The organism is Delftia sp. K82, assembly GCF_002193035.1.
In the GTDB taxonomy this organism is placed as follows: Bacteria; Pseudomonadota; Gammaproteobacteria; order Burkholderiales; family Burkholderiaceae_C; genus Comamonas; species Comamonas acidovorans.
Window position 1 is genome coordinate 841,236 of the sequence record NZ_MYFL01000003.1, and the last position, 17,075, is coordinate 858,310.

The 17,075-nt window shown below is 59.3% G+C and carries 8 protein-coding genes; all 8 read left to right on the forward strand.

Annotation, left to right across the window (positions count from 1 at the left end):
* The first annotated feature begins 114 nt into the window (after window positions 1-114).
* The 8 genes from KDK82_RS20680 to KDK82_RS20685 all read left to right on the forward strand — a co-directional run bounded on the left by KDK82_RS20680 (window position 115) and on the right by KDK82_RS20685 (window position 17,073).
* On the forward strand, window positions 115-10,383 hold the full coding sequence (locus KDK82_RS20680; RefSeq protein ID WP_179217953.1) for a hemagglutinin repeat-containing protein: 10,269 nt from the start codon (window positions 115-117) through the stop codon (window positions 10,381-10,383).
* Between the two features lie 6 nt (window positions 10,384-10,389).
* Complete coding sequence (locus KDK82_RS32175) at window positions 10,390-10,653, forward strand: hypothetical protein (protein WP_143343496.1); 264 nt, start codon at window positions 10,390-10,392, stop codon at window positions 10,651-10,653.
* A gap of 657 nt (window positions 10,654-11,310) precedes the next feature.
* A complete protein-coding gene (locus KDK82_RS32180; RefSeq protein ID WP_143343497.1) occupies window positions 11,311-11,934 on the forward strand; it encodes a hypothetical protein in 624 nt (207 codons plus the stop codon).
* An 84-nt stretch (window positions 11,935-12,018) separates the two neighbouring features.
* Window positions 12,019-12,801: a hypothetical protein gene (locus KDK82_RS32185; RefSeq protein WP_143343498.1), complete on the forward strand. Its 783-nt coding sequence runs from the start codon at window positions 12,019-12,021 to the stop codon at window positions 12,799-12,801.
* A gap of 626 nt (window positions 12,802-13,427) precedes the next feature.
* Window positions 13,428-13,877, forward strand: a complete 450-nt coding sequence (locus KDK82_RS32190) for a hypothetical protein (RefSeq protein WP_143343499.1) — start codon at window positions 13,428-13,430, stop codon at window positions 13,875-13,877.
* Window positions 13,878-14,037: 160 nt separating this feature from the next.
* On the forward strand, window positions 14,038-14,394 hold the full coding sequence (locus KDK82_RS32195; protein WP_143343500.1) for a hypothetical protein: 357 nt from the start codon (window positions 14,038-14,040) through the stop codon (window positions 14,392-14,394).
* A 240-nt stretch (window positions 14,395-14,634) separates the two neighbouring features.
* Window positions 14,635-15,168: a hypothetical protein gene (locus tag KDK82_RS32200; protein ID WP_143343501.1), complete on the forward strand. Its 534-nt coding sequence runs from the start codon at window positions 14,635-14,637 to the stop codon at window positions 15,166-15,168.
* Between the two features lie 186 nt (window positions 15,169-15,354).
* Window positions 15,355-17,073, forward strand: a complete 1,719-nt coding sequence (locus KDK82_RS20685) for a molecular chaperone HscC (RefSeq protein WP_088166074.1) — start codon at window positions 15,355-15,357, stop codon at window positions 17,071-17,073.
* Window positions 17,074-17,075 lie beyond the last annotated feature (2 nt).

Genomic DNA, 17,075 nt, shown 5'->3' on the forward strand with positions numbered 1-17,075 from the left:
CCCAGCATGCATGCACCGACCATGAGCCAGCAAAACCAACAGTCCTCCCCTGTGCCCGAGGAATCGAGAACCGCGCACCGCGCCCCTCGTTGGGCCCGGCGCACGGCGGCGTTCATGGCCGCTGTTTTTTGGCTGACTCAACTGCAACTGGTCATGGTTGGCACCGCGCAGGCCCAGCCGCAGCCGCCGGCCGGGGCCATCGCAGGCCCATTCGGCGGGCCCATTGCCGACCCGCGCGCGCCGATGGCCTTCCAGCCGGGCATCCAGTCGCTGCCGGGTGGTGGTGCCCTGGTCAACATCACGGCGCCCAATGCGGCCGGAACCTCGCTCAACCAGTACGAGCGCTTCGATGTGCCCACGTCCGGAGTCGTTCTCAACAACAGCCTCATCGGTGGCACCCCGCTGCTGGGCGGCAATGCTGCTGCCAATCCAAACCTGTCCGGTGGACGCGCGGCCAACACCATCGTCAACGAGGTCACCGTCACCGGAACACCCGGCCAGATGCGGGGCACGGTGGAAGTCTTCGGCGCGCCCGCCACCGTCATCATCGCCAACCCCAACGGCATTACCTGCGATGGTTGTGGCGTGGTCAATACGCCCAGGCTTACCCTGAGCACGGGCCGGCCCACCTGGCTGGATGCCAGCGGCCAGGGCAGCACGTTCCAGGATGCCAGGAAACAGGGCTTCGACGTCACCGGTGGCCGCATCGAAGTGCGCGGCTCGGGCATCGAAGGCACGGTGGGACAGCTGGACCTGATCGGCGAGATGCTGAGCATCGACGCTCCCCTGCGCGCCCACTACCTGAACCAGGACATCTCCAGCATCAACCTGACGGCTGGCAAGACGCCCGCCATGCCGGGCTCCGCGCGTGCCGCTTCCGAATCCCCGCAGTCCCCGCAGACCCCGGCTCCGGCGCAGTCCGGCCGGGCCCTGGCCATCGATGCCACGGCCCTCGGTGCCATGACCGCAGGCCAGATCCGTGTCATCTCCACCGATGCCGGCATGGGCGTCAACCTGCAGGGCCCGCTTCTGGCCTACCAGCGCGACGTGGAGATCCAGAGCGCCGGCCGCGTCAGCACGGGTTCCCTGGCATCGGCGCGGGACATCCGCATCGACAGCGATGGCTATGTCAGCGTCGGGGGCGAAGTCTCCGCCGGCAAGCAACTGCAGGTCAGCGGCCGCGACGGCATGCAATTGAACGGGCCGCTCCAGTCGCAGGGCGACATCCAGCTGCAAAGCGGCAAGGGCGGCATTGCCGTGAACGGCGATCTCGTGACCGCCGGCAGCCTGCAGGCGCGTGCGGGTGGTGACCTGCAGATGGGTTCTGGCGCAAGCACCGTGCAGGTTGCGGGCGCCACCACACTGGGTGGCAAAAACGTCCACCAGACCGGCAAGCTGCTGGTGGGTGGCGACCTGGCCATCGACGCGGGCGAAGGTGCGTCGCTGGGCGGCGTCACCGCAGTCGCGGGCAACCTGGACATGCGGGCCGGCCAAGGTGCGTTGCTGTCGGGGCAGTTGCAGGTCAACCGCAGCGCCAAGGTTTCGGCCGACACCATCGACGTCACGGGACGCAGCGTCGTTGGCGAGAACTTCCAGCTCGACGGTGTTCGATCGGTTGACCTCATCGGCAGTGCCCAGGTGGGCCAGTCGCTGAGCATGAAGGCGGGCACCGTGGGCATCAACGGTGACATCTCGGCCGGCGAGACCAATGTGGACGCCAGCCGGGTCGATCTCGGCAGCATGGAAAAAGGCCTGTCCATCGGCGGCGACCTGAACCTGCGCGTCGGCGACTCCCTGCATGCGCGTGGCGATGTCAGTGTCACGGGCAGCGCGAATCTTTCCAGCGGGGGCGACGCCCGGTTCGACGGTGCCATCACTGCCGGGCGCGACCTGGGCCTGAGCGCAGGTGGCGACCTGACCATGGCCGGCCCGGTCACATCGGGCGGCAAGGCCAGCTTCAATGCCGCAGGCAATCTCACGGCGCACGGCGACATCCTTGCGGGCGGCGGCATCACGGGCAAGGCGGGCGGGGACATCCGCCTGGGCGGGCAGGTGGGCTCGGCCGGTTCCCAGCAATGGAGTGCGGGCGGCGACTTCTCCGCCGACAAGGGCATGGAGGCTGCGGGCCTGTCCGTCGAGGGCCGCAATATCCGCATTGCCGGTGATGTGCTGTCGCAAGGCGCCGTCAACATGAAGGCAGGCCAGAAGCTCCAGCTGGGAGGCGACTTGCGCTCGGCAGGCAGCACCACCCTGAGCGCCGGCGCCGAAGGCATCACCGCCAAGTCCATCCTCACCAACGAAGACCTCGACATCCGCAGCCAGGGCAACATCTCCCTGGAGCAGGCGCAGGCCGCGCGCGACGTGCGCCTGGAATCCTCGACGGGCAGCATTGCAACGGGCAACCTGCTGGCCGGGCGCGATGCCGGCGTGACTGCGGCGGGCAATGTACTCGTCGATGGAACACTGCATGCCGGGCGCGATGCGCGCATTGCCGCCAAGGGTGATACCACCGTGCGCGGCGATGCCTTCGCCGGGCGCGACGTGGCGCTGTCAGGCAGCTCCATCAGCCTCGACAAGGGCCTGCAGGCCGGTGGAGGCATGCAACTGGAGGCCGGGGATGGCGGCATCGCCAGCCGGGGCCAGCTGGTTGCCAACCGGGGCATCACCGCCCTGTCCGCAGGCCAGATCGACGTCCAGGGGCCGGTGCTTTCCGGCGAGAACCTGCAACTGCGCGCAGGCCGTGACATCACGGTGGCGGGCGACATCGCGGCCATGGGCACCATGGACATCCGGTCGGCACAGGCCCTCAAGGCCGAACGCCTGCAGGCCGGTGCCGATCTTGACGTTGCGGCTGCATCCGTCCACACCCGCAGCGTGCTGGCGCAGGGCCAGGCCACGCTGCGCGCCGACGATGCCCTGCGCATCCAGGGCGACCTGATGGGCGCCGGCATCGACGCCGCGGCGCGCACGGGCGCCATCACCATCAGCGGCACGATCGCCACGCCGGGGGCGCTGAGCCTCAAGGCCGGCACCGATGCCGAGGCCGGCAAGGTGGTGGCCGGCACGGCCGATGGCCAGGCTGCAGTGATCGACGCGGGCGGCAACATCCGCCTGCAAAGCCTGGAGACCGGCGGCGCCTACCAGGCCCGCGCGGGAGGCAGCCACGAGGTGGCAGGCGCGGCCACCGTCCAGGGACCGGCCGACATCGCCGCTGGCGCGGACATCACCGTGGGTGCAGATGCAGCCTTCGGCCAGGGCCTGGCCGCGAATGCCGGCGGACGCGTTGCCGTGGCCGGCGACACCCTGGTGCTGGGCGATGCACGCCTGCAAAGCGGAGCGGGCCAAAGCTACGGCGAGACTTCGGGCGGCAAGGCGGGCGGGCAGATGCGCGTCACCGGCAGGCTCGATGCCAGCGCCGGCCAGGGCTTCGCCGTGGGCAAGGAGCTGCGCGTCAACGACGGCATGGACATCGAGGCCAAGGCCGGTGCCATCGACGTGGGCGGCGGCCTCGCCACGCTGGGCGATGCGCGCCTGCAGGGCTCGGACGGCGTGCGCGTGGGCGGCGACCTGCAACTGCGCAAGGGTGAGCTTGCCAGCTCCGGCGGCGCCATCGCCATTGCAGGCAAGGTCTCTGCCGAACAGGACCTGGGACTGAAGTCCCGGGGTGACATTGCCATTGGCGGTGCCACCGTCGCGCAAGGCCGGCTCACCGCCCGCAGCGAGGCCGGCAGCATCGGCTTTGGCGGCAACCTCGACGTGGCCGGCGACTTCGACGCCCATGCGGCGCAGAACCTGAGATTTGAAGGCAACAGCCTCTTCCTGGGCGAGGCCCGGCTCAAGGCGGACAACGGTGCCATCCGCAACCGGGGCGACATGACCTTCGCCAAGGCGGTGGACATCGACACCGGCGGCGATCTCTCCAACGAAGGCCTGATCCAGTCGCGGCAGGACATCTCCATCCGCGCCCGCAATATCGACAGCAACCTGGCCCGCGCTGGCGGCATCGTCACACCGGGCCAACTCACCGTCCAGGCCGGGGGCGCCACGCGCCTGGGCAGCCAGGGCAAATTCAGCGCTGGCCAGGACATGGCGCTGCAGGCGGCCGGCGGCACCAGCAGCCAGAGCACCCTCCAGGCGGGTGGCAAGCTCACCCACACCGGCTCCCTGTCGAGCAGCGGCAGCGTCGTGGCCGACGACATCACCATCGACGGCGCGCTGGGCAACCAGGGCGGCAGCGTCTATGCCCAGGGCAGCCTGGGCGTCTCGGGCAGCACCAGCAACAGCGGCAACATTGCCGCCAGCACCATCACCATGGCCGCCTTGGACAACAGCGGCCAGATCGGTGCGCAGGGCATCTCCCTGGGCGCCACCGGCAACTCGGGCAGCATCTCCGGCTCCAGCGTGGGCATAGATGGCAGCCTGAGCAACAGCGGCAGCATAGGCGCCAGCGGCTCGCTCGGCGTCTATGGCGGCTCCATCTCCAACAGCGGCTCCCTGGCGGGCGGCGACGTCACCCTCAGCGGCAGCAGCATAGGCAACGATGGACAGATCCAGTCCTCGGGCTCCCTGAGCATCTCGGGCGGCAGCTTCGACAACGGGCTGACCGAATCGCGCAGCTGTGTCTCGGCCAGCGGCTGCGGCGCGGGCTCCGCCCCTGAAGACTGGCGCTACAGCCAGACCCCGGGCACCGTGCATGCGGGCGGTGCGCTCACCGTCAACGTCGGCAGCATGACCAACAAGGGCGTGGTCAGCGCAGGCAGCAGCGTCAATATCCAGGGCAGCCTCAACAACACGCGCAGCGTCAACGACCCCTACACTTCCGCAGGCGCCAGTGGTGGCGCCAGCACCGGCATCATCTCGGCCGGTGGCGACCTCACCATCTCGGGCCCCTCCGTGCAGAACGCGGGCGGGCAGATGCAGGCAGGCGGCGCCGTCAACATCACATCGGCCGGTGCCTTCAGCAATGGCGCCCCTGCCGAAGGGGTGACCGGCCAGATCCAGGGCAGCAGCGTCACCATCAACGCCGCCAGCATCGACAACCAGGGCACGCTGCTGGCCAAGAGCGGCGATGCGAAGCTCACCGCCAGCTCCGGCGGCATTGCCAACACCGGCACGGTGGCCGCCAGCGGCGGCCTGCAACTGCAGGCCAGCGGCGCGGTCAGCAACGGCGACGGTGCCAACCTGCTGGGCCAGGACATCCGCATCAAGGGCTCGGGTTTCAGCAACCAGGGCACGGTCTATGGCCAGGGCGGCGCGCCCGGCGAGATCGACATCAACACCACGGGCGGCTTCAGCAACAGCGGCGGCACCCTCGTCGCGGGCGGCAAGCTCAACATCCAGTCCGGCGGCTACAGCAACAGCGGCGGCACCGTGGGCAGCCTGGGCGACGTCACCCTCACCATGGCCGGCGCCTATGGAGCCACCGGCAACGAACTGCTGGCCCTGGGCCACCTTCAGCTCAACGTGGGCGGCATCAACGTGGGCGCCTCGGAAAGCTGGTCCTATGGCGGCAACTCCGTGGCCTGGACCGGCACCCTGCACAACCAGGGCAGCGTCGCCATCGCCGGCAGCGCCAAAGGCAGCATCCACAACGAAGCCACGGGCACCCGCAGCGGCAGTGGCGAGCCCGACGTGCGCGATGGCACCTACGAGGTGCCCGAATACCCGGCCGCGCTGGCCGAGCTCAAGGAAGTGCGCGTCGTCGGCTACACCGACGTGGCGCAGCGTGCGCAGCTGTACATCGGCGGCGGCTTCGACGGCTCCCTGGTCAATGAGGCCTCGGACGCCAGCGTGGGTGGCGGCAGCATCGAGCAGCGCAAGAAGAACCAGACCATCACCTGGGAGGGCAAGAACGCCGACGGGGACATCGTCACCGTCGAAGGCCTGGCCCGCAGCGTGCCGCGCCTGAACACTGGCAGCGGCAGCTCCACCATCACTCTGGTCGGGCCCGATACCGGCACCATCGTCGGCGATGCCATCACCATCAATGGCGGCACCATCACCGTACGGCCCGGCATTGATCCCGCCACGGGCCTGCCCCTGGTCGTGGAAGCCCGCAACCGCGAGGTCAAGCCCGGCGACGTGGCCAAGGGCCCCGACGGCCAGGCCGTCAAGGGCGACGTCAAGACCGGCGATGCCGACAAGGCCGACGCGCCCAGGGAATTCAAGGTCCTGGGCGGCGACCCCGGCACCATAGGCGCCGGCGACACCAAGGGCCAGGGCAGCGACATCAAGGGCCCGGGCGACGAAGGCCTGCCGCCCCGGACCTCCAGGCCGCTGGACCTCTCGCGCCCTGAACTGGCCACGCCCGAAGGCGGCGTGGCCGCCCTGCTGGGTGGCGGCAAGAGCGTGGCCTGGCCCGACTGGAAGCAGATGCAGATCGTGCCCGGCGGCATCAGCGCCAACGACCTGGAACTCAACCTCAACGGCCAGTTCATCAACCGGGGCCAGCTGGAAGTCACCAACAACCTGGCCATACGCGCCGCCGAAGGCATAGACAACTTCGGCGCCAGCATTCGCGCGGGCGGCTACACCAGCCTCAGCGGCGGCAGCCTCGACAACCGGGACGGCAAGATAGAGACCGGCACCCTGCTGACCTCCCTCAAGGGCGACATCGACAACAGCCGCGGCAGCATCGTCGCGCATGACGGCGGCTACCTGCAGGCCAGCGGCAACATCACCGCCACCGATGGCCGCTTCGTCAGCGACGCGGGCAAGATCGTGCTGGACGCGGGCGGCAACATCGACCTGGTCGCCAGCAAGGTCGAAGGCAAGAAGGGCGCGGGCCTGTATGCCGACGGCGACATCCGCCTGGGCGCCACCGCCAAGGCCGAAAGCACGCACACCAAAGAGGACCAGATCCTCATCGCCCAGCACTACGACGCGGACAACAACCTCACCAACCCCGAGATCCGCATCAAGATCGGCGAAACCCAGCGGCGCACCGACACCCTGACCCACACCGGCACCACCATCGATGGCGGCGAAGGCGGCGTCACGCTGCGGGCCAAGGGCGACGTGGTGGCCCTGGGCTCGCGCATCAAGGCCGGTGAGGACGTTCTGGTGCAAGGCGCCAGCGTGCGCGTCGAAGCCCTGGTGGACAAGGCCAGCAGCCTGGAGGAAGAGCACCGCAAGAACTACGACCATGCGCTGTTCCAGCGCAGCGAATCCCTGTCGGGCGGAGAAATCGAGGCAGGCCGCAACCTGAGCATCGTGGCGAACGGCAAGGCCGACGCAGGCAAGGGCGACATCACCCTCAAGGGCGCCACCGTCACCGCCAAGGGCGACGCCAGCCTCATCGCCAGCCGCGACGTCAACCTGCAGGACATGCAGACCGAGCACGGCCGCTTCGAGGAAACCTACAGCAAGAAAAGCGGCTTCCTGAGCAAGAAGAGCACGCACACCGTGGAGGAAGGCGCCAGCAGCCTCAGCGAAGGCAGCGTGCTCAGCGCCAACAACATCTACCTGCAGGCCGGGCGCGACATCAGTGTGACCGGCTCGCACGTGGTGGGCCAGGGCGATGTGGGCCTGGTGGCCGGGCGCGACGTGCAACTGCTGGCGGGCCAGGACAGCGCCGCCGCCACCAGCCACAGCCAGACCAAGAAATCGGGCCTGTTCAGCGGCGGCGGCTTCGGCATCACGCTGGGTTCCAAGTCCGTCACCATCGACCGCAGCAACGAAAGCGTGCGCGCGGCCGGCTCCAGCGTGCAGGCGCAGGGCGGCAACGCCTCCATCGTGGCGGGCAACCAGTACCGCCAGACGGGCTCGGCCGTGCTGGCGCAGGGCGATGTGAACATCGTCGGCAAAAGCGTTGAGATCAACGAGGCGCGCGAGCTCGAGCGCGACAAGTTCGAGATGCGGGCCAAACAGAGCGGGCTGAGCGTCAGCATCAGCAACCCCGTGGTCAATGTCGTGCAAGGCGGCGAGACGGTCGCCCGCATTGCCGGGGCGACCGGCAAGACCAGCGATGCTCGCATGCAGGCCCTGGGTGCGGCCGCTGCCGGCATGGCGGCCTATGAAACCTATGGCAAGGCCAGCCAGCTCATCGCAGACCCCAGCAGTGCCACCAGCGTAGGCATCAGCCTCAGCCTGGGCAAAAGCTCCAGCCGCAGCACCAGCGAATACCAGGTCAACAGCGCCGTAGGCTCCCTGGTCAAGGCCGACGGCAACGTCAGCATCACGGCCACCCAGGGTGACGTCCATGTGCGCGGCAGCAGCGTGGAAGCCGGCAAGGACGTACGCCTGGCTGCGGACAAGGGCAACATCGTCCTGGAAGCGGCAGAAAACCGCTTTGCCGAGCAAAACAGCCAAAGCAGCAGCTCGGCCAGCGTGGGCGTGGCCTTCACCCTGGGCAGCAAGAACGGCTTCAGCGTCAATGTGGGGCTCAGCCAGGGCAAGGGCAGTGGCAGCGGTGAAAGCCTCAGCCACACCAACACCCACATCAAGGCAGGCGGCACGGCCAGCGTGCAAAGCGGCGGCGACACCACGCTCAAGGGCGCCACCATCGTGGCCGACACGGTAAAGGCCGACATAGGCGGCAACCTCGCCATCGAAAGCCTGCAGGACAAGAGCACCTACAACGAGAAAAGCAGCAGCGCAGGCCTCAACGTCAGCCTGTGCGTGCCTCCCCTGTGCTACGGCCCCTCCAGCGTGGGCGGCAGCGCCGGGCGCACGCGCATCGACAGCGACTACCAGAGCGTGGTCGAGCAAAGCGGCATCCGCGCTGGCGACGGTGGCTTTGACGTCAAGGTCAAGGGCGACACCACGCTCAAGGGCGGCGCCATCACCAGCACCCAGGTGGCGATGGACGACGGCAAGAACCGCTTTGAAACGGGCGGCAAGTTGACCACCAGCGACATTGAAAACCATGCGAAATATGACGCCAGCGGCTGGAGCGCAGGCGGCAGCGTGGGCTTCCAGGCAGGTGACCAGAGCACAGCCAAGACGGAAGAACAAAAAAAGGCCGCACTCGACACAGGCAAGGGCCTGACGGGCGGCAGTGCCGGCGTGGGCAGCGACAGCGGCAATGCCAGCAGCACCACCAAGGCAGGCATCAGCGGCGTGGCGGGTGACAGCGGTGCGCGCACGGGGGACAAGGAGACGGGCCTCAAGCCCATCTTCGACAAGGACAAGGTGCGCGAGAACGTCAATGCGCAGATTGAGATCACGCGGGAGTTTGGCAAGCAGGCCACCCGCGCGGGAGCCCAGTACGCGCAAGATCAGCTAAACAAAGCAGGCGGACTGCGGAAGATAGCCGAACTTGAGCCGGACGAAGCCAAACGGGCCTCCTTATTGGCAGAAGCTGACCAAATTGAGAATGATTGGAAAGAAGGCGGAACAAAAAGAACGCTCATGCACGCGGGCATAGGCTTGCTCACGGCGGGTGGGGTTGCCGGCGCTGTGGGCGCGGGAGCCAGCTCCGCAGCCACCGCGCAGATGAAAGACTTCCTGGAGAACAAAGAAATACCGCAAGCCATCCGCGACGGAATCCTCATGGCTGCAGGGGCAGCCATCGGTGCGGCAGCCGGTGGTACCGAAGGCGCAGTCACAGGGGGTAATGAAGCTGCCAATAATGCTGCGGGCACAGTCCTAAAAAGATTGGGGGTTGGCGGTATTGGGGTGTGTCTTAAGAATGAGGCCTGCCTGGCCTTGACAGGTGCTACAGGATTGGAGTTGATGCGTCTCGCAAACATTGCGAAGGAGAGGAGTCCGGGTATAGATGAAGATGGGGCAATGGCGATTGCTATTGCGGACTACCTGGGAGATCAGGTGAGAGGCAAGCCTGTGACGTCGGCGCCTGGGCCAAGTCACACTGGAGGGGATCAGACGAAGAATCCAAATCCTGATGGCAGCTCTATTACTACGCCTAATGATGGGCCAAAGGGTGGGTTGGATCCTGATGGAAAGCCTATAACAGGCCCTGCAGATACTACAACTGTCACCCCGATTCCAGAACTGCAAGGACCGCAGCTTGTTCTAAGTGAAAATAAAAATGGCGGTAGCGTGAGCGCCTTGCCAGGGGCTGCACCTGGCGTGAACGAGATAAAGGGGGCTGATGCACTTGCTAATAGTGGGCTAAATGTAGTTCATCAACCGACTAATGAATATCAAAATATGCCGGGGCGTAAGGCTGATTATTACGTGGAAGGAGTTGGTCAAGTAGATGAATACACTCCAAATGCCGGTGCTACTACAACAAAAATCGCGCGTGGCATTGAGGGAAAAAAGGATCAAGCTAATGGTGTCCTTGTTCAGGCAGATATTTCGGATCAGGAAATGAATGAGGTCGCGGGTAGAGTATGGGGGAAGCCCAATACTGGAAATATTGATACAATAATATTCAATTCTAAAGGGCAGGTCAGAATATTTAAAAGGCCAAAGTGAGATTTTATGTCTAAATATGTATGCAAATGCGGTTATATTTTTATATTGTCGACTGGCAATGAAGACTATGATTGTAGGATTATCAAAAATTCAAAAATAGAAGAAATTGGTGGATTTTTAAATAATGGAAATATGAATGAGGAAGAGTTTTATAATAAAATAGATTCAGGGGCGTTAACGGTCTATATATGCCCTGAATGTGAACGTGTTCATATTTCAAATCCTGATTTGTACAGTAGATTTTTCTCGGTGTATAAAAAAGAAGATTGAGTGCTGAAAAATTAAGTGCCGAAGTTCGGGGTGCATGCCGGTCATTTTGCCTTGAAGTAAATAATTTAAATTGTAGTTGAATATTATTTGATTAATTACTTGAGTAATAGTGTATTTCGAGTAATGTCTAATTGATAGCTGATCGAATGCTGACATTGAAGTGGGGAGTTGGCTTGCCGGATTCCGTTTTGAAGTTGGTGAAGAAGACGGGAGTTGAGTAATATTTCCTTTACCTTAACGATTGATTTTTCAGATATTTTGCCGGTGCAGGAATTTATTAAGTTGTAAGAAATTTCATGTCTTTGTCGTATTTTTGGAAACATTGGTTTTGAGTTGGGGTTTCAGAATCCTTACCTAAAGCGATAGGGGAGGTGGAAGGGTGGACGGCCAGTTTAATTGATGAAAGATCGTGGACGAGCGGCCGGTGGTCTATATGCGCATTATTGCTTTTCCATGCTTTCAATAGAACCTATTCGGCAAGGGGTTTATAAAATCATTTCGCTTAAATTCTTTAATAGAAGCTGTGTCTGGGCCAGGAAGCCGCTCAATGGAGGGGAGTACAATTGAAATTCAGCGACCAGACGGAAGGTCGGTGGTGAAAATCAGGTATTCTGAAAAATGACATAGTATTATATCGACTATCTATGAAGGGTAGTTATGTCTGATGCTGAATTTAAGAGAGTGCCTTGGATAATAGACGAGGAAAGAAAATTCTATTATCTAAATGATTCTAGTAAGATAAATGATGTCATCTGTTTTCGAGATATTGTTGATAATCATTTTGGCGCAATGATATCTGCGGATTATGTGGATTTGAAAGGCTGGAGTGTTGGAATAATATCATGCAATGATGGAGATTTAGAGGGTTATTTTGTCGATAAGCTTTTTAATATTTTGGAAAATAATTTTGAAGAGTATGCATATGCTTTGCCATCGAAATCTTTTTCGAAAAAAGATCGCAATAAAATTCCTGAGATTGAAATGTTTTCTCCAGCATTAATAGCGAATTTTTATTTAAATATTGAGAATGTCAAGATAATTCGCAGAGGGATGATTCCTTTGTATGACGGCTCATACTTCATTTTTCCTGAATCAAAGGAATTTTGTTATCTAAATGTGTGCGATGAATACCATATGATAGCAGGAGAGAAGGAGTTGGTGATCGAATCTTTTGGATCTGATATTAAAGGATTGTGGAAGAGAGCTATTGATATTAGTGGAGTCGGCAGTAGCTCTGAAGCAGATATTGTTCGTGCGGCTCGGTCATATGGATATATATAGGATATTTACTGAATTGATAGGAACAAGATACTGACAACGTTGAAGCGGGCATCAAGGTAACTTCGAAGCTTGCTGGAGCCCGTGGTGGATGCTTTGGTGCAAGGCTATGCGTTGGGTGCTGGCGCCAGCATTGGCGGTGCACCCGGTGCAGCTACTGGCGCGAATGAAGCGTCAAACAACGCGGTGGCACCCTTTGCCATAAATGTGTTGCTGAAGGGAGGCTCACTGGCCTTGATCGGATGCTACGCGATACCTGCATGCGCGAAGAATTTTGTACCGCAGATGGCGCAGTATCTGTCCAGTCTGACCAAGGAGCAGATTGCCAGTGCCGTTGGCCAGTCGTGGATGCGCGGATGTGGGCTGATCCCCATGTGTACGCTGTCGCTTATTGCGCAAGGTGTGGATCCTCGACTATTGGGGGGGCAAGGTAAGCCGGAAACGCCTGCTCCAGGGCCGAATCACACTGGTGGGGATCAGACTGGAAATCCGAATCCTGGTGGCGGCACTACTACGACACCTAATGATGGTCCGAAGGGTGGGTTGGGTCCTAATGGAAAACCGATAGCAGACCCTTCAGACACTACAACTGTTACCCCGATCCCAGAACCGCAAGGGCCGCAGCTTGTTCTCAGCGAGAACAAAAATGGGGGTAGCGTCAGTGCTTTGCCCGGGGCTGCGCCTGGAGTTAACGAGATAAAAGGGGCTGATGCACTTGCGGATAACGGTTTTAATGTGGTTCATCAGCCGACTAATTCATCGCAAATCAGCCAGGACGGAAAGCTGATTATTATGTGGAAGGAATCGGGCAAGTTGACGAGTACAGTCCGGATCCATCTACGGAGCTGCCTAATATGGCACGTGCCATAGAGAAGAAGAACAAGCAGGGAAATGGGGTGATGGTGCAGAAGGATTTGACTGATTATGAAATAGAAATTTTGAGTAACATGGTTTTGGAAAAAACCTAATGCAAAAAATATTGATACATTGATATTTAGTTCAAATGGTAAGCTAAAGGTGCTTAAAAGGCCAAAATAAATTATGCCTAAATATAGATGCTTGTGTGGGTATGTATTTCATCTTTCTACTGGGAGAGAGGGTTATGATTTGATGTTAATTAAGAATGCAAATGTAGAGGATATTGGCAACGCTATTGTTAAAAATAAGGGGATTGATGTGGATTCATTTTTCGAAAAAATTGATCTAGATTCAAGAACTGTTTATTGGTGTCCAAGTTGTAGAAGACTACACGTATCAACACCTGATTTGTCTAGCAATAATTTTGAGATATATAAGAGGGAGGTATGAATTTCATCTGGAAGTGAAGTTGCGAAAATTGCCAGTATTAGAACTATCGTTTTAAGGACTTACACAAACAGGATGCGACAACGTGCTGCGCCCTATGGCAAGCCGCGCGCTTTGTTCCTTCTTACGTAAGTCGTGGTTTTATATCAATAGAACTAAGCCTGCACAGTTTAAATTTCCTAGAAAATAGAATGAAGTATGAATTGTTGTTGGGTTATCAGCGAAATCTTATTGCTGCCTCATTAGATGATATATCAGGCGTCAGTATTCTCTCTGGATGGTGTGGTGGTCAGTATGGGGCTAATCAGGATAAGTGGAGAAACGCCGTTTCAAGGTTTGTCTTTAGAAATTATTCATCAGGATTGATTGGTTGTGTAAATCCGGATATTTATAAGATCAAAGACATTGTGAAGTTTTCAAAAAAATATGAAACTTTAGAGGTCGATGGAAATGAGGAATCTCTTGTATTGTGGAATGGAGTTATATATTCAAGTACCAAAAAGCTTGATGAATTAATTGAGAGATATGGCCTTGGTGATTGGAGGTATCTTGATTTTGATGTGAATCATGATTTTATGAGCGAAATAATATCTATATATAAGGATTTTGGTTCTGATGTGAGCGATATTTCATTGTGCTAAGGATGATCTGTAAAACTCATTCCTGCATTCAATCGATCGCAACTTGTTGATCTGATCTGGTTGAATTTTCAGAAAGCGAGGTTTTGCAGAGAATCCCTAGGCACGTATTAAATTAAGGTTCAGATAAAGAATCATTAAGAGCGGCTGTTGGAAATGATTTATGGAAAAAAGAGTTTCATATTCGATGATGAAATCATGGGCATTTGAATGCTATTACGAGGGGTGCAGGGATCATGCGATAAAGAAAGGTTGGGGACATGATGAGATTATGGGATATGTAATATATAACTTTCAAGACTCTTTTACCTTGCCTATGGAAGTTTTTATGTGGAAAATCGTGATTATTATATTATCTGGGGGATGGAATAAAGAATTTCATATGCGAAATATTGAGTCGTTGGCGAGATTTATGGATGAAAATCCTATCGATGAAATTCTTAAGGATGTACCTGAAGATGAATTTAAGAATTTTATGCATGATTTGAAGATATTAAATATTGAAAATATTCAACCCTGAAGTGTAATTTATGCGATCGCGTAATCTCGGTGTATGCATCATGAATAATTTGATGAATAAAGATTTTGATGCTTAAAAATCACTGGTTTGAGCGGTTTTTTTCAATAAATATATTTATTGAAGCATGCTGTGAAAATCTTTGATTGAATGTATTTTCAAAGTTTCTGTGGATATTTGATGGCTGCCAGTGATATTGATGATTTGTGTTTTCATTGGTTTAAGTGAAAATGCGGGATAAATATGAGTGAAATGCATTATTCTGTATTGATGCTTTTTGTGGGCGCTTTACTGGCTGGCTGCGCCATCGAGCCTCGCCGCAACTACACACCACAGCCCAAAGACGCCACATTGCATCTTCGCTCCACAGGCATGCCCATGTCGGCAGGCTTTTCCATCAGCTCCGCCAGCACGGCGTGCGAAGGCTTTGAATTCGCAGGATCTGTCCGCGATGGAGGCGAGGGCGTGCTGCTGCCCTGGATTGCAGCGTTGAGCAACAAGCTCAGCGGCGTTCCAACTGTGCGAGAGGCCGTAGTGCCTGCAGATGCACCAGTACAGGTCAAAGGCTTCTCCTCCTGGCAAGACCAGTACAGCAGAGGGTCCTGTGGGCCGGTAACCAAGCTGTTCACGCCCACTGCCGATAGCGTCTACCGTGTGGATTTTGTCTGGGCTGGCGTGCGCAAGTGCGGGCTGCGTATTGTGGATATCAGCAGGCCTGATGAGCCCAGGGAAGTACCCGGCGTGCCGCTGATCTGTCCTCGTCCGCCTGGGTTGTAGTTCTACGGTCGGGTGTTTATAAGACAGCACATCCAGCAAGGATGATCCGGCAGGCGACCCTCATCGAGGGGATGTAGATCACTCCAAGCTAACTAATCCGGTATCAGCAGGTTTTGTTCACGGCCTGCGAATGAGGCCGTCAGCGCACGGCTGGAATGACGCTGATGTTTCGAGAGGGGAAAAAACATGTTCGTAGGTATCGATCTGGGCACCACGCACAGCCTTGTGGCGGTGTGGCAGGACGGCTGCGCCCGCCTGGTGCCCAATGCCCTTGGAAAAGTGCTGACGCCCTCCGTCGTCAGTGTGGACAGCGATGGCCGCCTGCTGGTGGGAGAGCCGGCGCGTGAACGGCTGCAGAGCCATCCGCACCTGAGTTGCGCCGTGTTCAAGCGCGATATGGGCACGGCGCGGGTGTTTCGGCTGGGTGAGCATCTGATGCGTGCCGAGGAGTTGTCGGCGCTGGTGCTGCGATCTCTCAAGGCTGATGTGGAAGCCGATCTGGGCGCGGTGGTGACGGACGTGGTGATCACCGTCCCTGCCTACTTTGCCGACGCGCAGCGTCAGGCCACGCGCGCGGCGGGCGTGCTGGCGGGGTTTGCGAACATCACCTTGCTCAACGAGCCCACGGCGGCGGCTCTGGCGTACGGGCTGCATCGGGATGAGGGGCGCTTTCTGGTCTTCGACCTGGGCGGCGGCACGTTCGATGTGTCGGTGCTTGAACTGTTCGAGGGCGTGATGGAGGTGCGCGCCACGGCGGGCGACAACCGCCTGGGCGGCGAGGATGTGGATGAGCTCATGGTGCGGCGCTTTGCGCAGCATGCGGGCATGTCCGAGGAGCAGTTGCACCAGCCTGAGGTGGGCGCGCGGCTGCGGCGTGCGGCCGAGGCCGCCAAGCGCAGGCTGGCCGTACAGGAAGCTGCCGTGATGCGCATCGATGTCGATGGCGAGTCGCTGGCGATGACCTGGACACTGCGGGACCTTGAAGCTGTACTTGAACCGTTGCTGGAGCGCATGCGCCAGCCGGTCGAGCGCGCCTTGCGTGATTCGCGCATTCGCCCGCAGGAGCTGGATGCCGTCGTGCTCGCCGGTGGGAGCACGCGTCTGCTGGCCGTGCGGCAGCTGGTGACGCGGCTGTTCGGGCGCTTTCCCGAAGTCTCGCTCGATCCCGATGAGGTCGTGGCACTCGGTGCTGCGGTGCAGGCCGCGCTGCGCGGGCGCGACAAGGCGCTGGCCGAGCGGGTGATGACGGATGTCTGTCCCTATACGCTCGGAATCCATGTCTCCAGGGAACTGGGCAACGGACATCGGCAGACGGGCTTCATGGCGCCGGTGCTGGAGCGCAACACCATTGTTCCAGCGAGCCGGGTGAAGCGTTTCTACCCGGTGTCGGCGGACCAAACGCAGATTGCTATCGAGATCTATCAGGGAGAGGCGCGTCGTGTGCAGGACAACACGGCGCTGGGCAAGCTCCTGCTGCCATTGCCGCGAGGCAAATTCGGCGATGTGGCGTTCGACGTACGCTTCACACTCGATGCCAACGGTCTGCTGGAAGTCGAGGCCTGGCCGCTGCGCGGCGAACAGCAGCAGGGGCAGGTAAAGCAACTGGTGATCGAGTCATCGGCCGAGCGGCTCTCTCCGGAGGAGCTGTCTAGATGCCTGGAAAGATTGCAGGGGCTCAAGCTGCACCCGCGTGACCGTCTGGAAGTGCGTGCGCTGATGGCGCGGGCCGAGCGGCACCACACGCAGTTGCTTGGCCAGTGGCGTAGCCTGCTGGCCGATGCAATTCTGGGCCTCGAGGTGGCGCTGGAGACGCAGGATGAGCGCAGGTTCGCACAGCCGCGCAAGCGGCTTGAAGACCTGCTGGCGAGTATCGAGGCTGACCAGTTCTTCCCTGATCTGGAGTAGCC